Consider the following 24,717-nt stretch of genomic DNA (forward strand, 5'->3'; position numbering starts at 1 on the left):
TAGGTTAATTCAATTACTTGGATATTCGCTTTCTGGTTTTAGGCTAATAGTGTCTTTAGTGGGAAAATCATTTGGTACTCGATAACTGACTTTTTTTGTCGCTAACCACTCCGCAGCCCTTATCATGGTTGTTTGAAAACCTACACACCGATAGGCAGGAGGATATTTTTCTCCACGCCAAAGATGTCCCATGCTTGAGTTATAAACTCGTCCTTTTCCATAGTTAACGACCCATTCTACCGGCCACATTTTTTGAGTACCTGTGCTGTCATAGGCATAGGAAAGTACAGTCAGATTTTCGGCAGATCCTCTCGGATAGTGATATACTTCCGTATTGGCTGTTTGCCATTGTTTCGGAAAATTTTTATTGATAGGATGTCTGTTTAGAACCGTAATCAAGGCATTAAATCTATCCCCATGCCCCGTACCTGCGCCTTCATTAGGGGGAATTCTGTTAATATTTTCATTAATCTCTACCATTAAAGCATACCCAAAACTTTTGGGACGCCACCCCATTCCAATCATTTTGTCGTATTCTTCCCAATGAGAAAAAGCATTGTTTCCCGAATGCAGAATATATAGTCCACCTCCATTTTTTACGTATTTTTCTAAACCTAATTCGGCACTTTTTGACCATCTCAATTTCTGATTCCAAATGTTGTTGGTATTCTGAATCACGACCGCATATTTTTCAAAATTTGGGTTCCAACTTTCTAAGCTGAGACTGTCAGCAGGAACGGTGGACACATCAATTACAAATTTGCCGCTTTGCTCAAGTATCCATTTGGTCACAGCAGTAGTTTGTTTCCAATCATGGTTACTAAAGCCATCTACAATTAAGACCTTGATTTTTGAGCGTTTTTGAGCCAATATGCTTTCAGGAATACTTCCCAAAAAAGCAAGCCCAGCCAATATTCGAATCCATTGGATTGCTTTCATCTCGATAGAAATGCTTTACTTGAACAAAACAGGTAAGGTCTCATTAAGATATTTCTTCACGTTCATCCACGTGTGGCCGCCGTCTGTGACGTAACTTTTGTAATTTATCTTCTTGGTTTTCAGGTATTCTTCAAACTCGACGGTGCCTTTGTACAGAAAATCATCGGTACCAATGCCAGACCAGAGCAGCTTAAAATCCTTGTTGGTTTTGGCAGGATTTGAGGTAATGTTGGTAAAGCTTTTGTCCATCTCGGCAGGTGCAATGTAGGACGCATAGCTGCACACGTACGCAAACTTATCGACGTTATTGAAGGCCGTGCGCAGCGTCTGTCCGCCCCCGCGCGAGAAGCCGCCAATGGCGCGGTTGTCGCGGTTGTTGATTGTTCGGTAATTTTTTTCGATGTACGGAATGACGTGAGACACAAGGTCAGTTTCAAACAGTTTCATTCGGCGCAGGGCATCGTCGCCGTCGCGGCTCATCACATCGGCAGGTTTGTCTTTGCCCGTTTGTTCGGCAATTTTCGCCAGCGGATTCCCGTAAGGCATCACCACAATCATGGGCTTGGCCGTGCCCGCCGCAATCATGTTGTCGAGCATCAGGTTTACCTTACCCACTTTCCAGAAGGTTTCTTCGGTATCGGTCGTGCCGCTGATGAGGTAATAGACAGGGTATTTTTTGGCGGTTTCTTTGGTATAACCCGCTGGTGTATAGACAACAACCGTCCCCGTTGAACCTTCGACCGACGGATAATATTCGTAGGTAATGGAGCCGTGTGGTACGTTTTTCAACGCGTAAATGGCAGGTTCATCCGACGGAATTTCGACCAGACTGGCCTTGAATCGCTCGTTGGGAAAGAAGGCGACGTTGGCAGGATCCATCACCGTAACGCCATCCACTTTAAAACTGTATGGGTAAATATCGGGCTTAACTGGGCCAACGGTGACCGACCAGACGCCCTCCGCGTTTTTGGTCAACGGCACATCGACCTGCCCGAATTGACTCCCGCCCAACAGCACCGTTTTGGCGTTTGGCGCTAAGTACGAAAACGTCACGGTTTTGTCGGAATTGACTTTGGGCGAAATCACAAACGGCCCGCGCGGTGGCTGGGCCAACCCTGCAAATGGAACAAGAATCAGCAAAAGAAAGCCGATTTGTTTGAAGAATGTAAGGGTTTTCATTGGTTTACTGATTGGTTAAGGGTGTTTTGGTTTCAAGAAGTTAATTAGCCGTAATTACATCCAGTTCGGCATACCCTGAGGCTGTTTTTCCCTGTGTGTTTTTCAACGCTCGAAACCTAATGTAACGCGCCGAAACGGGAGAAAAGGTTTTGATTTGCCAAAATGGGCTGTTTTTAATGTTGGAAAATTCGCCCTCACTGACGGTTTTCCAGTCCGTATTATCCTGCGACACTTCAAATTGATAATGGGTAATGATGCTTCCTTCTTCCCACCAGTTTTGGGCAGGTAAGTAGCGGAAACCTTCAAGACGTTCTACCTTTCCCAAGTCGATGACCAATTCTGCCGGCATCGGTTGGTTTCTTTTTTGATGCCACGACGTACCCGGATTGCCATCAAGCAGCTTGTTGGCATTTGCATCTTCGGTACTCAGGATTTTCCAGTTTTTGCGGGAAATATCAAACTTCTCTTCACTCGCAATGCTGGCCTGATTGGTAAACGGATTAAACGTAATGGCCTTGATGTCTGCTTTGCCCTCATCCGTTTTGACAAGGGACGTGTATTTGGCCGACGAAGAGGTAGGCGTGCTGCCATCGGTTGTATAATAAATCACCGACTCTTTATCTCCCGACACAAACTGAACCAGCCCTTCTTTATCCCTAAGAATGGTAGGGGGAGTCAGAACGATGGGGGCTTTATACACTTCAATGTTTGAAATGAGCGGACAGCCTTTGGCGTCTAACACATTGAGCCGCAATTTGGTAGCCTCGACGGTCGGGAATCTCAGAATACGCTTATAGCCAATGGTGGTTTCTTTGGCGATTGGCACCCATTTTCCGTCCACAAATGCTTCCACACTAAACGATTTCACCCGTTGCCCCAATCGGATGGGTTCCTGCACCAGAAAGCGGTTGAAAGTGGTGGGTTTTCTAAAATCCAGCGTAATCGAGCCTGAGGTTGAGTTATCGTCGGTAGCCCAATAAGAATCAACATCGCCGTCAATCGCCTTATTGGCTCCATAGCGAGCGTTTTTGCCGCGTACCTGCTCCGAAGAAGCGACCGCGTTTTTGGCCAGATTTTGGGCAAAGGTTTCTTTGATTGTTTTGGTCAATTCCTGAATTGCTTTTTCGTCTTTTTCGTGAATCAGGCCGTTGGGCATAATCGGAAAATTGAGCAAAAGCGTACTGTTCCGCCCAATCGAGTGATAATAAATATCCAGCAACTGAGGCAACGTTTTTACTTTTCTGTCTTCGCGTTCATGGTAAAACCACTCTGGCCGAATGGAGGTATTCACTTCTCCGGGTACCCACGCATTGCCATTTTCAACGCCGTGACGCAGCATTTGCTCGGGTACATCGCCCGTGGCATTCAATAAACTCCAGTTGGTTTCGCCCACGTAGCCCGATTCGGTACCCACCCAGCGCAAGTCGGCGCGGTCGCCGCCGTCGTTCCAAATCACCATCTTAGGCTGCAACTTGCGGACAAGCTGGTAGGTAGTTGACCAGTCGTAGTAGGTTTTTGCGTCAATTTTACGGGTTTCATTCGCCCCACCATAGTAGCCCGAACCCCCGTTGGCGCCGTCGAACCATACCTCGAAAACTTCGCCGTAGTTGGTGAGTAATTCCGTAAGCTGATTTCTGAAATAAGTGATGTATTCGGGTTTGCCATAATCGGGGTGATTTCGGTCCCAGGGCGACAAATACACCCCGAATTTTAACCCGAATTCTTTACAGGCATCGGCCATTTCACGAACCATATCCCCTTTACCGTTTTTCCATGGCGAATTTTTGACGGAGTATTCAGTGTATTTCGACGGCCACAGGCAAAAACCGCTATGGTGTTTGGCCGTAATAATAATTCCCTTCATGCCTGCTTCCTTGCAGATTCTGGCCCATTGTCGGCAATCCAGTTTTTCGGGGTTAAAAATCTTCGGGTCTTCGTTCCCAAATCCCCACGCCATATCCGTGTAGGTATTCACGGAAAAATGCACAAAGGCATAGTATTCCATTTTTTGCCACCGCAACTGATTCTGCGAAGGAAGCGGACCAACTGGTTTGGGTTCATTCTGCGTATAACCCGTGTAGAATGAAAGCCCCAAAAAGAATAGTATAAAAAGTCTTTTTTTCATCGTTTACTCCGTAATCTGATTCGCTATTTAGCCCATTCTTTTCCTTCGGGCGTTCTTCTCCATTCAAAATATTTATCGAGTACTTTCATGGCTTCTTCACTCGGAACAGACCCCATAAACGCCTTTTGCTGAAAATACATGACCGCAGGTTTTTTGGCAGAAAATGCCTCCCATTGGGGCACATTTCCACCATTTGGATTGCCGTTTTTGGCGAAATTTGTCCAGTAGGTCATAAGGGTTTCAGACAATGCTTCGTCCGTTGGCGTACGGTTTTGGTCGGCGGGATTGAGATTTCCAAACACAAAAGCAACGTCCTGCCCGTGGGGTGAGCCGTAGCCAAACTTGGCCGAACCCGCAGGGTGTTCAGGATGCTGGTCAAAATAGTAGTAATAAACCTTGTCCTTGGATTTTTGGGACTGGAGGTTGGCCCACGCCCACGTCTGCCAGCCAAAGGCCGCATCACGCGCCAAATCCCGGGCCGTTTTGGGAACGCTGTTTTCGTCCACGGGATAGGCTTTGATTAGTTTTTCGGCAAAAGGCCCGTAGCGTTTGGTGGTGCTTTCGATGTAATCTTTCGGCGTTTTTGGCGGCATAAAACTCGCGCCTTCGTCGGAGTTGTAGCCAATCAGCACAGGCGTATGGTTAAACTTGCCCTTTTGGTATAAAACATGTTGGTCGTCGGGAATGACGTAGCCATCCACGATAGGCCAGCCTCCGGGGTTGCCAAAACCTGATGGGAGCTTGTCGGCGGGCAAGGCGCGAAGTTCGGCCAATGACGTAGCCCCTGCTTTCTGCATAAATTCAAGGCCCTGTTTTTCGGCCAACGCCAACAGCTTCATGTTTTCGCCCGGAAAGGTGGTGAGTCGGTGAGGGCCAAACGAGCCACCGCTTTGCGAAATCGCGCCGTGAAAAAGCCCTTTAGCCAATGGCGATGCGCACAACATACTGACGGCAATTCCTCCCGCCGATTCCCCGAAAATGGTTACTTTATCGGGGTTGCCACCAAAGGCTTTGATGTTTTTCTGCACCCATTGCAAGCCCGCAATCATGTCGAGCAAGCCATAGTTCCCCGACGTTTTTTGGGGTGTTTCGGCACTCAGTTCAGGATGCGCCAAAAAGCCCATTTGATTGACCCGATAGGCGATACTGACGAGGATTACGCCTTTTTTTGCCAGTTTTTCGCCGTTCGTTACGGGTTCAGAAGTAGCCCCAAAGCTAAATCCGCCGCCGTAAATCCAGACCATCACGGGCAGGTTTTCATTGGCCGTTTTGGCAGGCGACCAGATGTTCAGGTACAAACAATCTTCACTCTTGCCTGATGGCGGATTTCCTCCCTGATAGGGAGCGGGAGCAAATTGGGTCGCTTGTTTAACGCCTTCCCACTTGGCGGCGGGTTGCGGTGCTTTCCAGCGAAGAGCTCCCACAGGCGGGGCGGCAAACGGAACACCTTTATAAACCGACAAACCATTTTCATTACTTCCTTGGAGCAAACCCTCTTGTACTTTTACGGGAGCGGGCGGTGCAATGCTGCTTTCGTCGATGTCAATTTTTTTGCCTTGTGAGGTTAACAAAGCCGCCGCGTAGCGCTTGCCAAAAATGCGGATGCCTTCGCTGCTGAAATGGAGTTTATCGGGAACAGCGGGCAAGCCTTTAGATGAAACGACGATGGCTTGGGGAATCACTTGTGGCAAGGTCGCGATGATGGGGTTCATGCTCGCACATTTGCCACCCTGATCGGCATTGACCAACTCTCCCGCCAGCAACGGCAATGAGTTGGCGGGTAAGTTCAGGTCGGTCAACAAATCATCGTAGATTTTTTTGACCTTCATCGGCCAACCTTTATCGCCCGTGTTGGATTCACCCTGATGCAGCAAAATGCCTTTGATAACCCCCGATTTTTGCGCCAAACGCGCCATTTCGATCAATCGTTCGTACGGATTTCCGCCGTATTGATTGGCCATATTAATCATCCACGGCCTTTCTTTGGCCGAGGTGTCGAGGTACATTTTATAGTCTTTTTTGTCAAAAATCTCAATTTTACTCCCCGCCACAGCCACATGAACAAAGCCTACTTTGACGTTTTGAGGCAAGTTCTCCACCAACGTTCTGCCAAAATAATCAGCGGGCGAAAGGCGGGTATTGCAACGACAAAGCGGTGGTTTGGCCGTGTACCAGTTGCCTTTTGTCCGCCCCAATTCAGGACAGTCCACGGATGCCAGCAACCGAAGTCGGTTGTCAACGGTCGTATCCTGCGGCTCAATGCGAGCAGGCCCTTCCATGTTCGACTGCCCGATGCAGAGGTAAATGTGGAAGTTGGGGTCCTGAGCGTGGGCGCTATATCCTAAAAGCAAAAGCGTCAGCGCTAAAAACAGGGTTGATTGAAATTTTTTCATGATTTTGGTTAAGGGTTTTTCCTTGTTATTGCTGCACAATCAGTACGCCGCCATTCGTCGGAATCGTCAGGTCAACTTCCTGATTCTTCGGCAGTTTTGAGGTACTGACTCTGCCGTTCAGTTGTTCGTCGTCAGTATATTGCCGCAAGTCTGCCCCCGCCGCAATCATGGGCAGTTTGACGGTTAGTTTCAGGGTTTCTTTTTGCGCGTTTATACCTGTTACATACCAGTTGTTGCCATGACAACGGGCCAGTACCACATACTTCCCAGGGTAACCGTCAATATAGCGAACCTCCTCCCAAGTGGTTGGGACCGTTTTCATAAAACTGATGGCCCAATCTGGTGCGTCTGTTAAATTGTTGGGAGCCAGTGCAAAATGCTGCACGGCACTCTGAAACAATACCGCCGTTGCCAGCGCATATACATCCGACGTTACCCGCTTTGAGCCACGGTTAGGTGTATTATTGGCATTGTAAAATTTGTTCAGGGCACTCCCGCCAAAATCCATGCTGCCGACGGTGTTGCGGATGAAGGGATGCAACGTGGCGTTAAAAGCCTCATAATCACAGCTCCGCTGCGAAAAGGCGAGGTTTTCGCTGGCCAGAACGGCCTCACTTGCCGCATAGTTTGGATACATCCTTTCCCAGCCACGCGGCAGGGTACAGCCGTGAAAAATGCACAGGATGCCGTAGTCGTTGGCGTCGTAGAGGATGTCTTCATAGACCTTCATCGTTTCCTGTTTATCGCCGCCGAAGAAGTCCACTTTAATGCCTTTCACGCCAATACTTTTCATCCACGCCATCTCTTTCCGACGGGCAATGGTGTTGTCCATAATCCCTCTCGGGCCTTGCGGGGCGTCATTCCAGTAGCCGTTGGAGTTGTACCATAAATACAAACTAACCCCTTTACCCGCGCCGTATTTTGCTAATTCAGCTATTTTCTCCCGTCCAATCTGCGTGTCCCAGAGAGCATCCACCAAAACGGTTTCGTAGCCCATCGCCGCGCTGAAATCAATGTATCGTTTCTGTTCGTCATAGACTGTTTTTCCGTCCATGCCGATAATCCAGCTCCATGAGCCTTTGGTATATTTATAGGACTGCGAAGCCGCATAACGGGGTTCTACTACGTCGAATGGTACGGTTGTTTCGATAATCGGTGCCAATGTTTCGCCTACGGTAATGGTGCGCCACGGCGTTTCGCCGGGTAGCGGGAGCCCCGGCGCGGAAGTGCCGTTGCCGTTGTTTTCGTCGGGCATTGGAAACCCGATGGTATATAACCCTTCTGAATGACCAATCAGTCGGCTGCCACAGTATCGGCTGTCCACGCCCGTTTCAGAAATTAACACCCAGCCGTTGGTATTGACCTTGAATAAACACGGGAAGGTGTATCCGTTGCCTCTGCCGTTTTTCCCCAACGTATCATCGACTGTATAGGTAATTTCGTAGCTTGGCATGGTTCGGGCAAAACCGACCATGGCTTTACTTTGGGCCGACAAAAACGTGGTGGTTCCTTTCGGAAAGGCAAAACCCGATGCTTCTTCGTTGACAACACAGCTACGGGATTGTTTTTGGGGATACACCTTGTAGCGAAACGCCACATCGTTGTTACTCACCCTGAATGTCACCTGAAAAGCATCTACGTTGTTTTTTGAGAACACAAATCCCCCTTCATTGGCCACATAATGTACCTTTCGTTGCTTTATGTTGGGCAATTCATAGGTATTGTCAATTTTCTGAACACTGGTTTTAGCATCTACCAGTACTAAATTCTCCGAAAAATCACCCACGTTGGTTTTCAGTCCGAGCGGAGATTTAGTCAGGAACGTCTTGCCATTTAAAGAAATACTATACGAGGGCTTTCCGTTGTCTAGGGTAAGATTAACCACCAGTTTGCCATTAGGACTGCTGATGGTAGTTGGGTTGTTTTGGGCTGTTGCCCAAAAAGTACTTAGCAGAAAAAGACAAAAGATGTATTTCATAGACGGTTTATGTTGAATGTTTGTCATTCCGAGGCACGAGGAATCTTCAGTGGTTGGCCATTTTATCGCATTGGCGATCTGGCAAAGATCCCTCCTTCCGCCTCAGCGTACCGGTCGGGATGACAAAGGGTTGTTTAAACAGGTTTTATCGTAAAAAAGAACAACTATTACTTCTCTGAAATCTTGTCATCAATTCGGAAATAATCAAAGTCGGCAAAGCCGCCCGTGGTTTGGGTGGCGTAGTTGAACAACCCAAAACGGTAGCCCATAAAATGCGGAATGGTGTAAGGCATTTTCAGCGGCTCACCGATTTTTGCCCAGACCTTGCCGTCGAGGCTGTAAAAGAATTGGGCGATGTCGGCGCGTTTGTTGAAATTACATTCTGCCTTGACGTACAGCGTATTTTGGGTAAGCGGGATGTTCTCAATCTCAACGGGTTTGCCCGTATTGGCACTAACCATGACGATTGATTTCTGCCCTTTACCGACCTTTACCCCTACCAAACCAAAATTCTTTTGTAACAAACCCAGCCCCGCGAAGTCGCCTTCTTTCATGTTTGAGGCATCCAACAAGGTCGAACCCGTCGATTCGGGGCCGATGGTGCGCTGGGTGAGGGTGTTGCGGGCGAGTACAAACGAGCTATCGATTCGTCCCGTTTTTAAGCGTAAAAATCCTTTTCGTTCGGATACTGACCAGAGCGAATTATCGGGGTTGTGGTTCCATTGCCACACCAACGGCAAGGCCGCGTCACTCTTTTTGCGGGCAAATTCGTCCGAGGCTACAATGTTGGGAATGAGCGATTTATTGGCTGGCAAATCCAACGTTTCGGGGACTTTGCCGTTAACGCCCAACACAGGCCAGCCGTTTTCCCACGTCACAGGCACCAAATACGGAATGCGTCCAACCCCGCCAAAATCGCGGAACAGATAGGCAAACCAGCGTCCGTCTGGCGTGTCAATCAAGCCGCCCTGCGCCACACCTAAGTCCTGCAACCCTACGCGACCTTCCCACGGCCCCGTGATTTTGTCGGCGCGGTGGATAACCACCGTCCGCATGCCGCCACGCGGCCAACAGATATTGAAGAGGTAATACTTACCATTGTGTTTGAAAAGTTGAGAGCCTTCGGCACCCAGCATGATGTTGCTTCCAGCTGGCAAACTTGCGTTTTCGATGACTACCGTTTCGGTTGTCCCTTTGCGGACACCCGTGAGGTCATCGTTTAGTTCAACCAATTTGAGTTTTCCTGCACCGTAGATTAGATAAGCCTTGTCGTTTTCATCAAAAAACAGCGTGTGGTCGTGGTAGGCAGGTTTGAACGTGGCTACTTTCCACGGCCCTTTTTCGATGTTTTTGGTAGACCAGATGTACGTTTTCCCCGTAGTTTGGGCAAAAGTCGTTACGTAGTACGTGCCCTTATGAAAGCGCAAACTGCTCGCCCACGAACCTCGACCGTACGTCCCTTTTCCGTCGGTAAGGTTCAGCGAAGGCACATTGGCCAGCGTGTCATAGACATAACCCACCATTTGCCAATTGACCAAATCGCTTGATTTCATGATGGGCAAGCCCGGACTCATGTGCATGGTGGTGCTGCTCATGTAGTACGTATTTCCCACCCGAATCATGGCCAAATCGGGCACGTCGGCAAAGATAATGGGGTTGTGCGCTTTGTTTCCCTGCGCAAATAAGCCAATAGGAATGGCCAGCAACAGACTGAAAAAGAAATGCTTTAGCATCGTTTTAGATTTTCTTGGCTTGGGTTTTAATACGGATTACGGTCAGCGACATAGGCGGGGCAACATACTCAAATCCCTTGGTCACCTTAATGGCTGAGCTGGCGGGTGTAATGTTGGTTGGCTTTTCTAAAGTGTTTTCAGTGTTTTCTTCACCCAAAAGAATCGTTTGTGCTGCGTCAGGCAAGAAGTTTTTAAAAGCTGCCAGATTGACTTTCATGGTCTTGGCAATTTTGCCTGTATTGACCATTTTCAAGATAACATCGCCCGTTTGGGTGTCTTTCACGCACGAAGCGGCAAGGGTTGTATCTTTCGAGTCTTTAGAAATAATCTGCTCAAAATATTCGTCGCCCTGATTGGTGGTAAACATTTTTTGAACATGATAATTGGGTGTCAGACTGACCCGCTTGTTGTCGAAAAAAATCATGTCAGTTTTCCATTGCGTATGGTCTTTTTTTGCCAAAAGGGGAGCGTAGGACGCCATTTTAACCACATCGCCATTGCGTTCCAGGCCTATCATGTAGGCGGCTTCGGCAATGGCATTACCCAATTTATTGCCCCATGAAGCATATTCGCCTAAATACACCCCTGCTTTGGTGCGGTCGTATCTATCGTAGCGATTCAGGTTGGAGAGAAACCATTTTGGCTCTTTATAGTAGTGTTCGTCAACAATCGAAACCGCGAGATCATTTGAAATTTTCCAGCCTTTTTCAAAGTCTTCGCCCTCAGAAAATGGCCCCGAAGTACCAATCAGCGTGATTTGAGGGTATTTTGCTTTAACCGCCTGTGTGATCATCTTAAATCGTGCTTCAAATTCGGGCGAGATTTTATCCTCGTTTCCGATGCCGATATATTCCAGATTGAACGGCTCAGGATGCCCCGCAGCCGCCCGTTTGGCTCCCCAGACAGACGTGGCAGGGCCATTGGCCCACTCAATTAAATCCAGAACTTCCTGAACATATTCGTCCATTTCTTCCATGGGCAGAGCTTGCTGACCTGTTCCGCCCACTCGCCACGTTCCGCCCGAATTTTGGCAACTGACGGCAGCAGGCAATACGGGCAATGGCTTAGCTCCGATGTCTTCGCAAAATTGGAAATATTCAAAATAGCCTAAACCTGCGGTTTGGTGATAGCCCCACAAGTTTCGTTGCTCTACACGCTGCTCCACAGGCCCAATGGTATTTTGCCAGCGATACATATTGCCCACACCGTCGCCGTGAGCCAAACAGCCGCCAGGAAAGCGAATGAAGGCGGGCTTCATGTCGGCGAGCAATTGTGCCAGATCAGCCCGTAAGCCATTTGGACGGGTTTTGAAGGTTTTTTCGGGAAAAAGCGATACTACATCCAACGCCAGTTGGCCTTCGGTGGTGGCCAGAACGACCAGCGAGGTCGAATCGTTGCTTTCTGACGGGGCTAAGGTTGCGGTATAGTTACGCCAATTTTTGGCATCGACGGTCAGTTCGGTTTCGGCCAGTACTCTTCCTTTGGGCGCCTGAAGGCTCACTTTTACGGAAATTGGTGTGGTTGAAAGTAGTCGCGAAAACATCGAAAAATTATATTTTTCGCCTTGCTTTACCACGATGTAATCAAAGCCTGTGTTTTTAATTCCTACCCCTGGCGTACCCTTGTTTTCCGGTATATCAGTGCGGGGGCCAAAGGCGTGAACGCCCACACGGTTTATCGTCAATACGGCATAGTGGGGGTTGTTGGGGTGAACGGGTTCTTTGGTTTCGATACTTAGATTGCCGTAGGAAAAAACGGGCGTAATGTATTCCCAAAACGAAAGGTGATGCCAGTTGCGTTGCTCAGCAGGATTGTACTCAAACGAGCGATTTTGAATTTGTTCGGCATACAGCCCACCGTCGGCAGCATAGTTGATGTCTTCAAAAAATAACCCGAACAGGTACGGGCTGATTTTTTTGCTTTTGGGGTAATTATTTTTCGAGGTCTGGGCAAAACCATTGTCATGCAGTCCTAACCCAATCAGTAAGCCTATCAGTATTAATCTGACCCAATTATTTTTAGTATTCATCTTTTTCTTTTTATTGTAGATGCAGGTCAGACTGTCGTCAGACCGTTTGAACATCTCTTTAATTTCTTCTAACTTTTTATTGTAGATGCAGGTCAGACTGTCGTCAGACCGTTTGAATCCTTGTAAAGGTTTAAAACCTTTACAAGGTTACTATTCTGATTTGATGAAATCGTGGCGTCGGTCTTCCGTTTTCGGATACGATTTTGAGGTGAACGACCTCTTTATCATCGGCTTTGAGGACAATCACTTTATCTTTTACCGCGATAACTTCTGCTGCTCGGTCATTGATAAAAATACCGACCTCTTCTGTTTTCAGATTTCCTGAAAAATGGATTTCCAACGTCTTCCCCGCCGAGTCTTTATTTTGCAACTGATACGAAATATAAGAGCGTGTATTTCGCCAGAACCGACCGTCATCATCGTAGCCCGAATCGCTTTTTTCGCCTTTGTACGAATGATTTACTTCGGGTTGCTGTTCACCACAATTCACCTTATCAACTGTTCGGGCTTCCAGTGCCAATGCCTCGACCTCCTGCTGCCGTTGGGTTGCTTTTTGGGCTTCAAAGTCCGCCTGCGTAAACGTCTGGAAATACATCTGATAACGGGCGTCGTGGATTTCATAGAAAGGTTGCAGCGTCAGCGAATCGAGGCTAAAGGTCAGATTACCACCTAATTTTAGTTTAGAAAGGTACGAGTCCGTGTTGCCAATCAGCGCATAGGCTTTGTCAATAGGGTACAGTTTCCCTTTCGTTTCGTGCCCCATGCGGCTATCATCGGCGAAAAGGCCGACTAAATCAGAGGTAGAAGTCTTGGCTGCCAACACAATAGGCCCGTACACAAACGCTGTCCAATTGGAGTTGTCGGGCAGGTATTCCAGTTTGGTAGAAGTCGTAAACTGCACCGTTACTTTATCGCCCGATTTCCATTTTTTCTGAATACCGATGTAATGCGAGGGTTGGGCGTTGGTGGGGTACGTTTTCCCATTGACCAACACCTCGACGTTTTCTGCCCATTTCGGGTAACGAATATTCAGCGTAAACGCCTGCGATTTGGCCAGTTTTAGTACCAGTTCCGTCTGGTTTTTGTACGGAAACGTTGTGCTTTGGGTTAGCTGAATATTGTTTTCTTTCCAGTTCAACAAAGACGGAATAAACAAATTGACAAACAGATCGTTGGCGGAATGGCTATAAATCAGTTCGCCGTACTTCGTATGGTTTTCAATGCCCGAACCCACACAACACCACATGCTGGTTTCGGGTTGCGAATAGACCCGATAATGGTTGGGGCGAATGGGTGTAAAGTACACAAAGCCCCCTTTTTGCGGATGTTGACTCGACAAAATGTGATTATATAGCGTCCGTTCGTAAAAATCCAGATAGCTCGGATCGTTCTTATCCAGAAACAATGCTTTACTCAACCGAAGCATATTGAACGAATTGCAGGTTTCAGGGCCTTGATTTGACTTCAACATGCCACTGAAATCGGTCGTTGGGTTGAAATGCTCCCGCACGCTATTTCCTCCAAACGCCACCGTGCGAGCCTGGGAAACGTTCTGCCAGAAAAAGCGAGCCGCTTCCGACCAATCGGTTTTGCCCGTAAGCATGGCAATTTTCTCATACCCAATCACTTTCGGAATCTGCGTATTAGCGTGAAGCCCCGTCAGTTTATCCTGTTTGGCGAGCAAAGGCGTCAATAGAGCCTGATGCGACAGTTTCAGGGCAGCATCCAGGTACTTTTTATTCTTGGTTAGGATGTATAAATCGGCAAACGTTTCGTTGATGCCGCCGTGTTCAGTACGTAGAATCTGTTGCGTCTGGGCATCGGAGAGCGGTTGGATGAGTTCGATAAACCAATCGCCCAGTCCAATCAAGACCTGTTTGGCTTGCTGATTACCCGCAAATTCGTAGGCATCCCGCAAGCCTGCAAACAACTTATGAATGTTATAGAGCGGCACCCACGTGTTGTTCAACCCAAAGCTGCTGCCGTCGATGTCGCCTTTGTGAATCCGTTCCCAAAAGACCTTTCCCTGCGGAATACCGCCCACGTAGCCGTTACCGTTTTTAGCCTGACACTGAGCCAGTTGATCCACCATGTAGTCGAGCCGCTTTTTCAGTTCGGTATTGACCGTCGAGGCGTACATCATGGCCAGTGCCGACAGGTAATGCCCGCCGATGTGGCCGTCCAGCCCCGAGCTTTCCCAGTTGCCATAGCGTTCGGCTTTCAGGGGTAACCCCGCGTCGATGAGGTACGGCGCCAGCAGCTTATCAGGGTTCAGCGACAGGATGTACCGCATGTCAACGTCCTGCGCGTTCTTGAAAGCACCATTCGTCACCTTCACCTCCTGAAGGGTAAACGGTTGCATCTGCCCGAATGCCGAAGAGCTGAGCAAGAAGGCGGTTATGGTATGTAAAAAAAGGAGTTTCAAAATATATTTTTTTAGGTGCTTCATGAAGTAATTCAACCTCATCCCTAACCCTTCTCCTTTCTGGAGAAGGGGATTTAAAGCCCTCTCCAGAAAGGAGAGGGTGGGGTGAGGTTAAATTTTTTTTATTTCAAGACAGCATCATTACCGCTGTATTTCAGGAATTTAAACGTAGCGGAGTTGTCTGATTTTTCACCATTTGAAGTAGCATACATAGCATACACATTGCCAATAAATCCACCTGATACTTTGGTAGATAAGTGCTTCCCATCTAAGTTTTCGGCAACGATTTTGTAAGTTTTACCGTTTTCAGAAATCTCAAAATCAACTTTATCGGCTTTTGAAGTTATTTTTAAATTCAATTTGCCATTTCCTACGGGTAGCGTATTTATCAATTCTACGTCTTTTTTGCGATGCACACTTTTGTATAATTCCACTTGTGTTTTACCATCTTTGATAGATTTTGCCAAAAAGTAAAAATGGCTTTCGTCTTGATAAATCACTAAACCCGCCTTTTCTTTTTCAGTTTTTGGCGTAAAATTCAACTCTGTTTCAGCTACTGAATACATGTGTTGCTGGCGTTTGGCCACAAAAGATGGATTGCCCAACTCTGAGATAGTTTCAGGCTTGAGTTTAAGCGTTAGACCATTTTTAGAAGTTTTAAATGAACTGCTATCAACCGTTCGCAAGTGCATTAGCGAAAGGTCGAGTCCTTTGTCGAAGGTCATGGTATAAGCAAAATTGCCGTTTTGCGGCAAAGCCCCTTTCTGTTTTACCTCCTTGATGTTGGTTTGGTATTTGTACTCGATGGCTTTTTCGCCGTGCTCAATCATTGGCCAATCGTTTACCCATGTGAGCGGAGCAATGAACATTTCACGACCAGTATTATAATAATCACCTTCGTAAGGGCGAACAGCCAAGAAAATTGAATACCAATTGCCGTCAGGGCCTTCAATAAACTGGGCGTGTCCTGCCGACGTAATCGGGTTGGGGCGGTCGGCGGGTAAGCCTCTTTGGGTCAAGACTGGATTACCTTCAAACGGCACATACGGCCCCCAAATATCTTTGCTGCGCAAGGCCACCTGCGAGTGATTCACGGACGTTCCGCCTTCGGCACAATAAAGAATATACCAATCGTTGCGTTTCAAAATGTGTGGACCTTCAATCCAAACTGGTTTTTTAGTAATATCCACCCCACCGTTTATCAATTGCTTTTTTTCTCCGATAGTTTTTAAGTTTTTGTAATCAAACTCATACATCTGAACGGTGCGATGACCCGGGTAAAGTGGTTTATTATCAGGAGCATCGCTATTATAAACGATGTATGCTTTATCGGTAGCTTCGTCAAAATAAATGGATGGGTCGATGCCCCTGACTTGTGGAAGTTTTACAGGGTTGCTGTAAGGGCCAGCAGGGTTGGTGGCAGTAACCACAAAGTTCCCATCATGGTCAATATCAGTGCAGGTTACGTAGTATATGCCTTTGTAATAAGTAATGGCAGGAGCAAAAAGCCCACGACTCATCCGCTCGCCCATAAAATCCATTTGTGACGGACGGCTGATGACGTTGCCAATTTGCTTCCAGTTTTTCAGGTCGCGGCTGTGCATGATGGGCAGCCCTGGAAAGTACGAAAAGGTAGAATGTACACTGTAATAATCAGGCCCCACTTTGACAATACTCGGGTCAGGATAAAAACCCGTCAGAATCGGATTGTTTAAGGTAACTTTCTGGGCTTGCGCAAGTGGACTCAATGCCATTAAGCAAGCAAGACAAAAGGTGGTGAATGCAGTTTTCAACATGGTTATTCGTAAAGTATTCAATTTCTTTAATTTATTGATTAACAAAGACATACGACTTCCCTGCCTGCGTTGGCACATCGTATAGCACCGTTTCTTTCAACGAAAGAGGCACGACATTAGCTTTGGCCGAAATGACAGGCGTTGCGGTTTTCTGGGTGACATAAAACGCGTTCGGATTCTCGCCCGTTGCAGGCTTCAAACTACCGCCACTGGTAAGTTTGAGGGCATTCGGCGTACGCACCCTCAGGTTGCCTCCTAAGGTTGATTTTACGGTTAGTTTGATCAATTTGCCGTCTTTCCACTGCATGTCTGTCACCTCAAAACCGCCGATGGCGCGTAGGCCGCCTACGTTGCCAGTGGGCCACACATCGGGCAGTGCGGGCAGCAGGTGTACAGCACCGTCAGCACTTTGCATCAGCATTTCGGTAATCCCCGACGTACAGCCAAAATTGCCATCAATCTGGAACGGTGGGTGTGCATCAAACAGGTTGTTATAGGTTCCGCCGCCTTCCTTGATGACACCAAGTGGCGTTAACTGATTCTGAATCAAGGCATAGGCGTGGTTACCATCCTGCAACTTGGCCCACCAGTTTACTTTCCAGCCCATGCTCCAGCCCGTCGAAACGTCGCCACGGTGGATGAGGGTAGTCCGTGAGGCATTGAATAATTCGGGGGTGCGGTAAGGAGAAATCTGGTTAGATGGAAACAGGCCGTACAGATGCGACACGTGGCGGTGGTGGTCGTTGGGGTCGTCCACGTCGTCGAGCCATTCCTGCAACTGACCGTACTGACCTACGTGCATCGGAGCTAGTTTATTTCGTAGTTGTTTGAGCGTATCGGCAAAAGAGACGTCTTTTTTGAGGATTTCCGTCGCCCGAATCACCGTACTGAAGGCATCAAACACAATCTGGTTGTCCATCGTAGTGCCTGCGTCCAGCGACGAACCGTCGTGGGCTTGCGGGGCGTTTTCGGGGGAGCTTCCGGGGTTGATCACCAGCCATTTGTATTTTGGGTGTTCTATTAAAAAGTCGGCATAGAAAAGAGCCGCACCTTTCAGAATGGGGTAAATTTTTGTCAGATAAGCTTTGTCGCCGCTGTACAGATAATGCTCCCACAAGTGTTGGGCAGTCCAGCCGCCGCCGCCGAGCCACATACCCCAAAATGCCCCGTCAATGGCTCCCGTTGCCCGCCAGATGTCGGTATTATGGTGCGCCATCCAGCCACGGGTGTGGTACATTTCACGCGCCGTTTGCTGACCTGTTTCAGACAACTCCGTTACCATTTTCAAAAACGGTTCGTGCAGTTCCGACAGGTTGGTTTTTTCGGCAGGCCAGTAGTTCATCTGGGCATTGATGTTGATGGTATATTTGCTGTCCCACGGCGGTTTCATACGGTGGTTCCAGATACCTTGCAAGTTGGCAGGTTGCCCCGATTCTATTTTATTGCTTGGCTGCGAAGACGAAATCAGCAGGTAGCGGCCGTATTGGTAATAGAGCGTAACCAACTGAGGGTCATTGACCGAGCGGAAATTTTTAAGCCGTTCATCGGTGGGGAGTTGTGCAGCATTGGTTGTTCCAAGGTCTAGTTTTACACGATTAAAAAACCTTTGGTATGCAGTGATATGAGTGGGTAAAATGGTAGCATATTGTTTGGCATAAGCTTTGTTCAAATAGGCCAATGCCCTGGCATTTTCATCGCCGCTGAGGTCTTTATAACTGTTAAAATTAGTAGCGATAGAAATGTAAATAGTAGCAGAGGTTGCTCCTTTGACAATCAACGCGGTATCATTGGCGGTGATACTTCCGCCTTGGGTTTTGATACGGGCAATACTTTTGAACTTCACCATGCCTTTCACGCCCTCATGATCGGAGGTAATACCTGATAAAGTCAATTCATTTGAAGAAACCGTCTTGATTTCTTTTTGGGCATGAGGTGTGGCATAAGAAGCTGCAAAAGACAAACTTCCCGATTTATCGGCTGTCAATTGTATCACAATCACTCGGTCGGGCAAAGAGGCAAGCACCTCACGTGTATATTTTACTCCATTGACTGTATAGGTCGTTTTGGCCACTGCCCGTTCAATGTCCAATTCACGATAATAATCTGTATAATTTTCATGTCCGTCAAACGTAAGCTGCAAGCTCCCGACGGGCTGGAACATCTGCCCGTGCGATTTTTTGGTGATAATGGTTTTATTGGCCAGTTTTTCAGCATCTTTTTGTTTTCCGTCAAAAATCAGCTGGCGCATTTGGGGCAACGAGGCCCACGCGTCGAGGTTATCATTACGGTTGGGGCTACCTGACCAAACCGTGTGTTCATTCAACTGAATCGTTTCTTTGCCGACATTGCCATAAATCATGCCGCCCAATCGCCCGTTACCAATCGGCAAAGCATTTTCCCATACGGTTCCCGCAGGTTTGTTGTACCAAAGTTTGAGGTTTTTAGCTTCTTGAGAAAAACCTAGAGATGATAAAATCAGTAAACAAAGCAAAAAAAACTGTTTCATTAATAATAAGTTTACGACCTAATAAGGATAGAATTGGCTTTTTTTAAACTAAATTCTTCAAGAAAAGATAGAATGTGTAATTATGACACATTTCTATTCATAAAAAAAACAATAAGGGTAGCACTACCGTTTCTGTTTATCCAGACAAGGATAAATAGTAAAATTGTATTTTTATTTAATGGATTATTGTCGTAGCCAAAGATAATTATAAACGACCCAACAAAGATAAAAAAGTTATATTTATTTTATAAAATATACAAAATATTAGTTAAAAACCACAAAAGATGTAAGTGGCAACTGCCACTTACATCCCATTCATGCGATTTATCTTCTACTGACTCACTTCCATTTTAATAACCAGGGTTTTGCGTAAAAGCAGGCCCCTCCACTGTACGATCTATTTGCGACTGAGGAATCGGTCTTAATATATGAAAATCTTTTACATAAGGTCCAGCCTCACTATTCCAGGCTTTTATGCGTCGTACCAAAGTTTTAGTACGTACCAAATCGTGGTATCTCATCCACTCACCAAAAAATTCACGACTTCTTTCATCCAAGATAAAATCAACGGTTACTTCATCGGCAGTAATCGTCATGGCAGCGGCAGCGGCGGCATTTTGTGCTGCGGTGTTCGTCTTTCGATAAGCAGCTCTTTGACGAACTACATTGAGCAATTCGGCAGCTTTTGCTTTGTTTCCTGATTGAAGATAGGCTTCTGCACCTACTAAGTAAACTTCCGAAAAACGTGTAATCACTACCGGACGCGTGGAAGGGTCATTGAAATTACTGCCACGGCTTGGATCCATGTGCTTCTTGATAGCAGGGTATAAATTGGCATTCCACATGCTTGGAGTCGCGACGATCCCCTTAAAAGGTCTCGTGCCAACGAACTGAGGAGCACCTACCACTTCATAATCTGTGATCCATACGGCGGTATCAACACCGACCTGCGTTGTATATCCAATACCTCGCTTGTTATTTGCCGCCGTTGGGGTATTCGTTACCGAAGTATTAGAGATATATACCGTATAAAATGTATTGTTAAATCTTGAATCTACATCCCTTTTTACAAACGCCTGATCCAGAAAGTAATTTTTGCCAGTAGCCTCTCCGGAAGTTTGTTTGACGCTGTTGGGGCGAATGCGGGCATACGGACGGCCATAGTATGAGTCACGAATCATCCCTGAAGTGCCAGAGTTTACCAATACACCTGATGCATTGACAAAGGAATTCATACCACTGTTGTTCGGGTAGTTCCAGTTGGTAAACCAGGGCGTCAGGTTTTGAGCGTCACCGCCACTGGATCCCCCTCCTACGGTATAATATCCAAACTTAGCATCATTTGAGTGATCACTAACAAACATAGTTTCTTTACCATAGTCATTGGCAGGCACAAAAGCGTCGCCAAAATCCTGCCACAACTCTAACCCATAGGTTCCTTTATTAGCAATAATATCACTCGAAATTTTAGCAGCCTCCGCAAAATCTGCTTGTGAATTTGTCAGCCAACCACGGGTCAAATAGGCTTTTGCCAGAAAAAATAAAGCCACAGGTTTGGTCGCAGCCTTTCCTAAGAAGGGAGCGGTTGGTTTATCGGGCAAAGCAGCGGCGGCTTCGGTCAAGTCCTGAATAATCAACTTATATACTTCTGTTGCGGGGTCTCTTTTGGCACTTTGTGAGGGAACCGTAATAAACTCAGTACTCAATGGAACATCTCCCCATGTTTGCACCAAATAAAAATACCAGAAAGCTCTCAAAAACTTGGCCTGGGCTAAATATTGTTTTTTGGTTGCTTCAGGTAGGTCAATACTCTGACCATATTTCAACACACCGTTGATGGTATTGATTGCCACAAAAGACGTTCCCCAAGCCGAGCCGAAATTGGAACTATTAAGACCATTAAATGTATGTACCGGGCCGCCGCCACTGCTGGCTCCCTGAATGAATTCGTCGGTACCGGCCTGCATCTCTGTCGAAAACCCTTCGGTACCCCATTGGTTTCGGATTAGATTATATACGCCCGCAATCCCGCCTAATACCCCGGCAGAACTGTTAAAGTAAGAAGGTACAATCTGCGATTGGGGATGCTCTTCTAGTATTTTTCCGCAACTCAGGCAAAACAATAACGTGAAGACAAGAATGGAGCTATGTATTTTTTTCATCTTGAATTAAAATTTAAGATTTAAACCTAAGGTATATTGACGCACTGGAGGGTTGTTGAGGTTGACCGTCACAAAACGGTTAAAATTACCCCCTTGAATGGTATTACCGTAGCCGTTTCCTTCAGGATCAACCGCAAGCTTCGCTTTTACCAGCGGTGAATAAATAATGAAAGGATTGGTCGCATTTAGGTAAATGCGGGCCGAAGAAATACCAAGTCTGTTAAGTGCTTTTGCATTGACCGTATAGCCTAAATTGATACTTCTCATTTTAATGAAAGAACCATCCTGGTAAGAAGTAGTGGAAGTAAAGTTTCGCACGCCGCCGCCGGCGTCAGGTTTGGGGAACGCATTTGTGGGGTTTTCCGGTGTCCAATAATCCATTACCAATTGGTTGGAACGTCCTTGGTTCAAGAAACCAAAACCCGAACCACCGCCTGAAGTACCCGACAAATACGGAACAACTACTTTCATTCCCATACGAGCGAATGTAACGATGGATAGGTCAAATCCTTTGTAGCTGATTCTGTTGGTTAAACCACCCTCCCACTTGGGTTGGAAGTTACCGATGATCTTGCGGTCATTGGCATCAATAATACCGTTGTTATCTACGTCTTCCACTCTGATCTCACCCGGAACCTGTACCGGCGATGTTTGTTTTTTCAGCGTGCCGTTATCCAAATCCGATTGTTGCCAGATACCGATTTTGTTGTAGTCATAAATAACCGTCAACGGCTGACCCACAAACCAGAAGTTTCCTTTGTTATCTAACTCGGTCGGTGTAGTAAGCTGCGTGATTTTTTCACGGTTAAAGAAATAGGTCACATCGGCGCTCCAATTAAAACCACCCTTATTTCTGAAAATATCAAACGTTAACGAAGATTCAAACCCTTTTCCTTCGGTTCTTCCTAAGTTTTTCAGGGTAGAGTTGGCACCGTTACTTTCCGGAAGGTTGACCGAAAGCAAAATGTCTTTCGTTTTTTGGAAATACACATCAAAGGTACCCATGATACGGTTGTTGAACAAACCGATCTCTAAACCGATATCGGTCTGAGCCGTTGACTGCCAACCCAGATTGGCCGCCGGAAGACTGGTAACGGTGTAGGCAAGTACCTGACCCGCAGCCGTTGTTCCAAAGTTGTAATAACCCGTTGAAAGCGCGCCTAAGGTGGCATACGCTCCTACGTTACGGTTACCTGAAATCCCCCAACCGCCTCTCAATTTTAAATTAGAGAAAACAGGTAACTCTTTCATAAATGACTCATCAATAATATTCCAACTCAAACCAATGGCCGGATAGTTAAAGTATTGATTAGCGGGGGATAAGGTAGACGAACCATCTCTGCGGAACGTTGCTGTCAAGATATATTTATCATTGAACGTATAGTTCAATCGAGCCATGTAAGAAAGCAGACCAGTTTCTGAAAAGGAGTTACCAAAGTCTGTAGGGGCAACCGGTGCGCCGGAAGCCAGCGCAAAATTGGCTGTTTTAATGTAATCAGCTGGAACTCCCCTTACCGTGAATCGGCTGCCTAGCGAGTGATTTTTTGTATATTCATAGAGCCCGGTTAAGCCTATTCTATGTTTTCCAAAGGTTTTGTCATAATACAGCAAGTGCTGCATGTTTACGTCCCAATATTCAGTATTTCTGATTTCAGCACTGGATACACTTTGGTCAACTCCTGTATTGACAAATGTATTTGGCGGACCGTAGCCATTAAAACCAGTCTGACTATAGTTCAATCCGACGTTGAACCGATACCGAAGGCCATCCAAAATACTGACTTCTGCATACAAACTATTGAAAGTTCTGATGGCACGCTCCCGCGATAGAATATCGTTGCCGCGAGAAATAAGGGTAAGTGGGCTTACTGCCTGCGCTTCAATGGTTCCTCGTTTAGGATTTAGAAGTACCGTGCCGTCATCATTGTAGGGTTTGATAAGTGGTGACAGACGAACCAACTCCGTCGGCACCCCTCCTCCCGCAGGATCATTTCTGTATGTAAGGGTATTGAGGGTATTTAAACCTATTTTAACTCGCTTGCCGATTTTTTGATCTATGGTACCACGGATATTCATACGCTGAAAGTTTTGATTCGGCATAATCCCCGTTTCATTAAAGTACCCAAGGCCCAAACCGTATTGGGTATTTTCTACACCACCCTGCAAGCCAAGCTGATGACTTGTGTTAAAGCCCTGTTTATACAATAAGTCTTGCCAATCGGTAGAAACTCCTGCGGCCAGGTTTGCCTTTTCCTCTTCGGTCAACGGATACGCCGTCGTACCAGCCCCCTGCGTGTTCATTGCAGCCGATTGCTCTTTGAACTTTGCGTACTGCTCTCCGTTCATGACATTGTATTTACCCATAATATTTGTAACACCATGGTACCCGTCATATGTCAACACTGGCTTACCGACTTTACCTCTTTTTGTAGTAATCAAAATCACACCCCCGGCCCCTCTTGAACCATAAATAGCCGTTGCCGATGCGTCTTTTAAGATTTCAAGGCTAGCAATATCGTCTGGGTTAATATCATTCAATCCTCCAAACGGAATCCCGTCTACCACCACCAGTGGGCCGTCAAGCCCATCACCATTACCCGTCGTAAGAGATCGGTTGCCACGGATACGAATAGTGGCCTGACTACCGGGAGTAGAGCCGTTACTTACGATAGATACCCCTGCGGCTCGTCCTTTGAGTTGGTTAAGAAGGTTGGGCGCCGGCACTTCTTTCAATGTTGCTTCATTGACCGATACTACGGCACCAGTCACATCGCGTTTACGTTGTGTACCATAACCTACTACTACTACTTCGTTAAGGGTCTTGTTATCTGCTTCCAAACGCACATTGACGATTTTTTGAGTGCCTACTGCTACTTCTTTGGTGACATATCCTACGTACGAAAAAACAAGAACAACTCCATTGGCATCAGGAAGAGTAAGTTTATAATCACCGTTGGCATCCGTACTTGTACCTTTTATAGTACCTTTTACTTGAATATTCACTCCTGGAAGCCCCTGACCATCATCACTCGTTACACGTCCAACAATGTCTATCTGCTTTATATCAGAAAGACTTGCTTCTTGAGGTGAGTTTTGGGGAAGAAAGGGTGTAGGGGCGGGTTGTCGTTTGATTAAAATTTGTTGTCCTACTACTTCGTAGGTTAAATTGAGCGGGGTTAAAATGTGCTCCAACACGCCAAAAAGTTCTTCATTATTGGCTTGATAGGTGACTTTGCGTTTCGATTGCACAATTTCTCTACTGAATAAAAATTGTACATTAGCTAATTTTTCAATTCTCTTAATAACCACTTCTGCATCTTGGTTCTGAGCCGAAAAACTAATTCGACGCTTCAAAATCTCCTGCGCTTTGCTATCATGGGCAAAGCTTATCTTGAAAAATAGGAGCACAAGTAAGAATTGCAGGCTTGATATTTTCATAATCCTGATCCAAA

12 protein-coding genes are annotated in these 24,717 nt (G+C 46.6%); all 12 read right to left on the reverse strand.

Translation table 11 applies throughout. From position 1 onward, the window contains the following. Nucleotides 1–9: 9 nt before the first annotated feature. The 12 genes from P1X15_RS29415 to P1X15_RS29475 all read right to left on the reverse strand — a co-directional run bounded on the left by P1X15_RS29415 (nt 10) and on the right by P1X15_RS29475 (nt 24,703). Nucleotides 10–939 (reverse strand): ThuA domain-containing protein, encoded by a 930-nt coding sequence (locus P1X15_RS29415; protein ID WP_277341705.1) that lies wholly within the window; start codon nt 937–939, stop codon nt 10–12. Between the two features lie 15 nt (nt 940–954). Continuing rightward, on the reverse strand, nt 955–2,118 hold the full coding sequence (locus P1X15_RS29420) for an esterase (RefSeq protein ID WP_277341706.1): 1,164 nt from the start codon (nt 2,116–2,118) through the stop codon (nt 955–957). 40 nt (nt 2,119–2,158) lie between these two features. After that, a complete protein-coding gene (locus P1X15_RS29425) occupies nt 2,159–4,243 on the reverse strand; it encodes a discoidin domain-containing protein (RefSeq protein WP_409049714.1) in 2,085 nt (694 codons plus the stop codon). 23 nt (nt 4,244–4,266) lie between these two features. Further along, nucleotides 4,267–6,636, reverse strand: coding sequence for a carboxylesterase family protein (locus P1X15_RS29430; protein WP_310586051.1), 2,370 nt, complete (start codon nt 6,634–6,636; stop codon nt 4,267–4,269). Nucleotides 6,637–6,661: 25 nt separating this feature from the next. Beyond that, nucleotides 6,662–8,614, reverse strand: a complete 1,953-nt coding sequence (locus P1X15_RS29440) for a glycoside hydrolase family 97 protein (protein ID WP_277341707.1) — start codon at nt 8,612–8,614, stop codon at nt 6,662–6,664. Nucleotides 8,615–8,781: 167 nt separating this feature from the next. Then, the gene (locus P1X15_RS29445; protein ID WP_277341708.1) at nt 8,782–10,347 is read right to left on the reverse strand and encodes a glycoside hydrolase 43 family protein; all 1,566 of its coding nucleotides are present in this window, start codon (nt 10,345–10,347) and stop codon (nt 8,782–8,784) included. Nucleotides 10,348–10,351: 4 nt separating this feature from the next. Continuing rightward, entirely contained in the window at nt 10,352–12,376 is a 2,025-nt protein-coding gene (locus tag P1X15_RS29450) for an alpha-L-arabinofuranosidase C-terminal domain-containing protein (protein ID WP_277341709.1), read from the reverse strand. Nucleotides 12,377–12,515: 139 nt separating this feature from the next. Beyond that, the gene (locus P1X15_RS29455) at nt 12,516–14,825 is read right to left on the reverse strand and encodes a glycoside hydrolase family 127 protein (RefSeq protein WP_277341710.1); all 2,310 of its coding nucleotides are present in this window, start codon (nt 14,823–14,825) and stop codon (nt 12,516–12,518) included. A 98-nt stretch (nt 14,826–14,923) separates the two neighbouring features. Next, the gene (locus P1X15_RS29460) at nt 14,924–16,597 is read right to left on the reverse strand and encodes a glycoside hydrolase family 43 protein (RefSeq protein WP_409049715.1); all 1,674 of its coding nucleotides are present in this window, start codon (nt 16,595–16,597) and stop codon (nt 14,924–14,926) included. A gap of 31 nt (nt 16,598–16,628) precedes the next feature. Further along, nucleotides 16,629–19,103, reverse strand: coding sequence for a glycoside hydrolase family 95 protein (locus P1X15_RS29465; RefSeq protein WP_277341711.1), 2,475 nt, complete (start codon nt 19,101–19,103; stop codon nt 16,629–16,631). 350 nt (nt 19,104–19,453) lie between these two features. Then, nucleotides 19,454–21,265 (reverse strand): RagB/SusD family nutrient uptake outer membrane protein, encoded by a 1,812-nt coding sequence (locus tag P1X15_RS29470; protein ID WP_277341712.1) that lies wholly within the window; start codon nt 21,263–21,265, stop codon nt 19,454–19,456. Between the two features lie 6 nt (nt 21,266–21,271). Further along, entirely contained in the window at nt 21,272–24,703 is a 3,432-nt protein-coding gene (locus tag P1X15_RS29475; protein WP_409049716.1) for a TonB-dependent receptor, read from the reverse strand. Between the last annotated feature and the right edge of the window lie 14 nt (nt 24,704–24,717).

The sequence above is a fragment of the Runella sp. MFBS21 genome (genome assembly GCF_029433105.1).
Lineage (GTDB): Bacteria > Bacteroidota > Bacteroidia > Cytophagales > Spirosomataceae > Runella.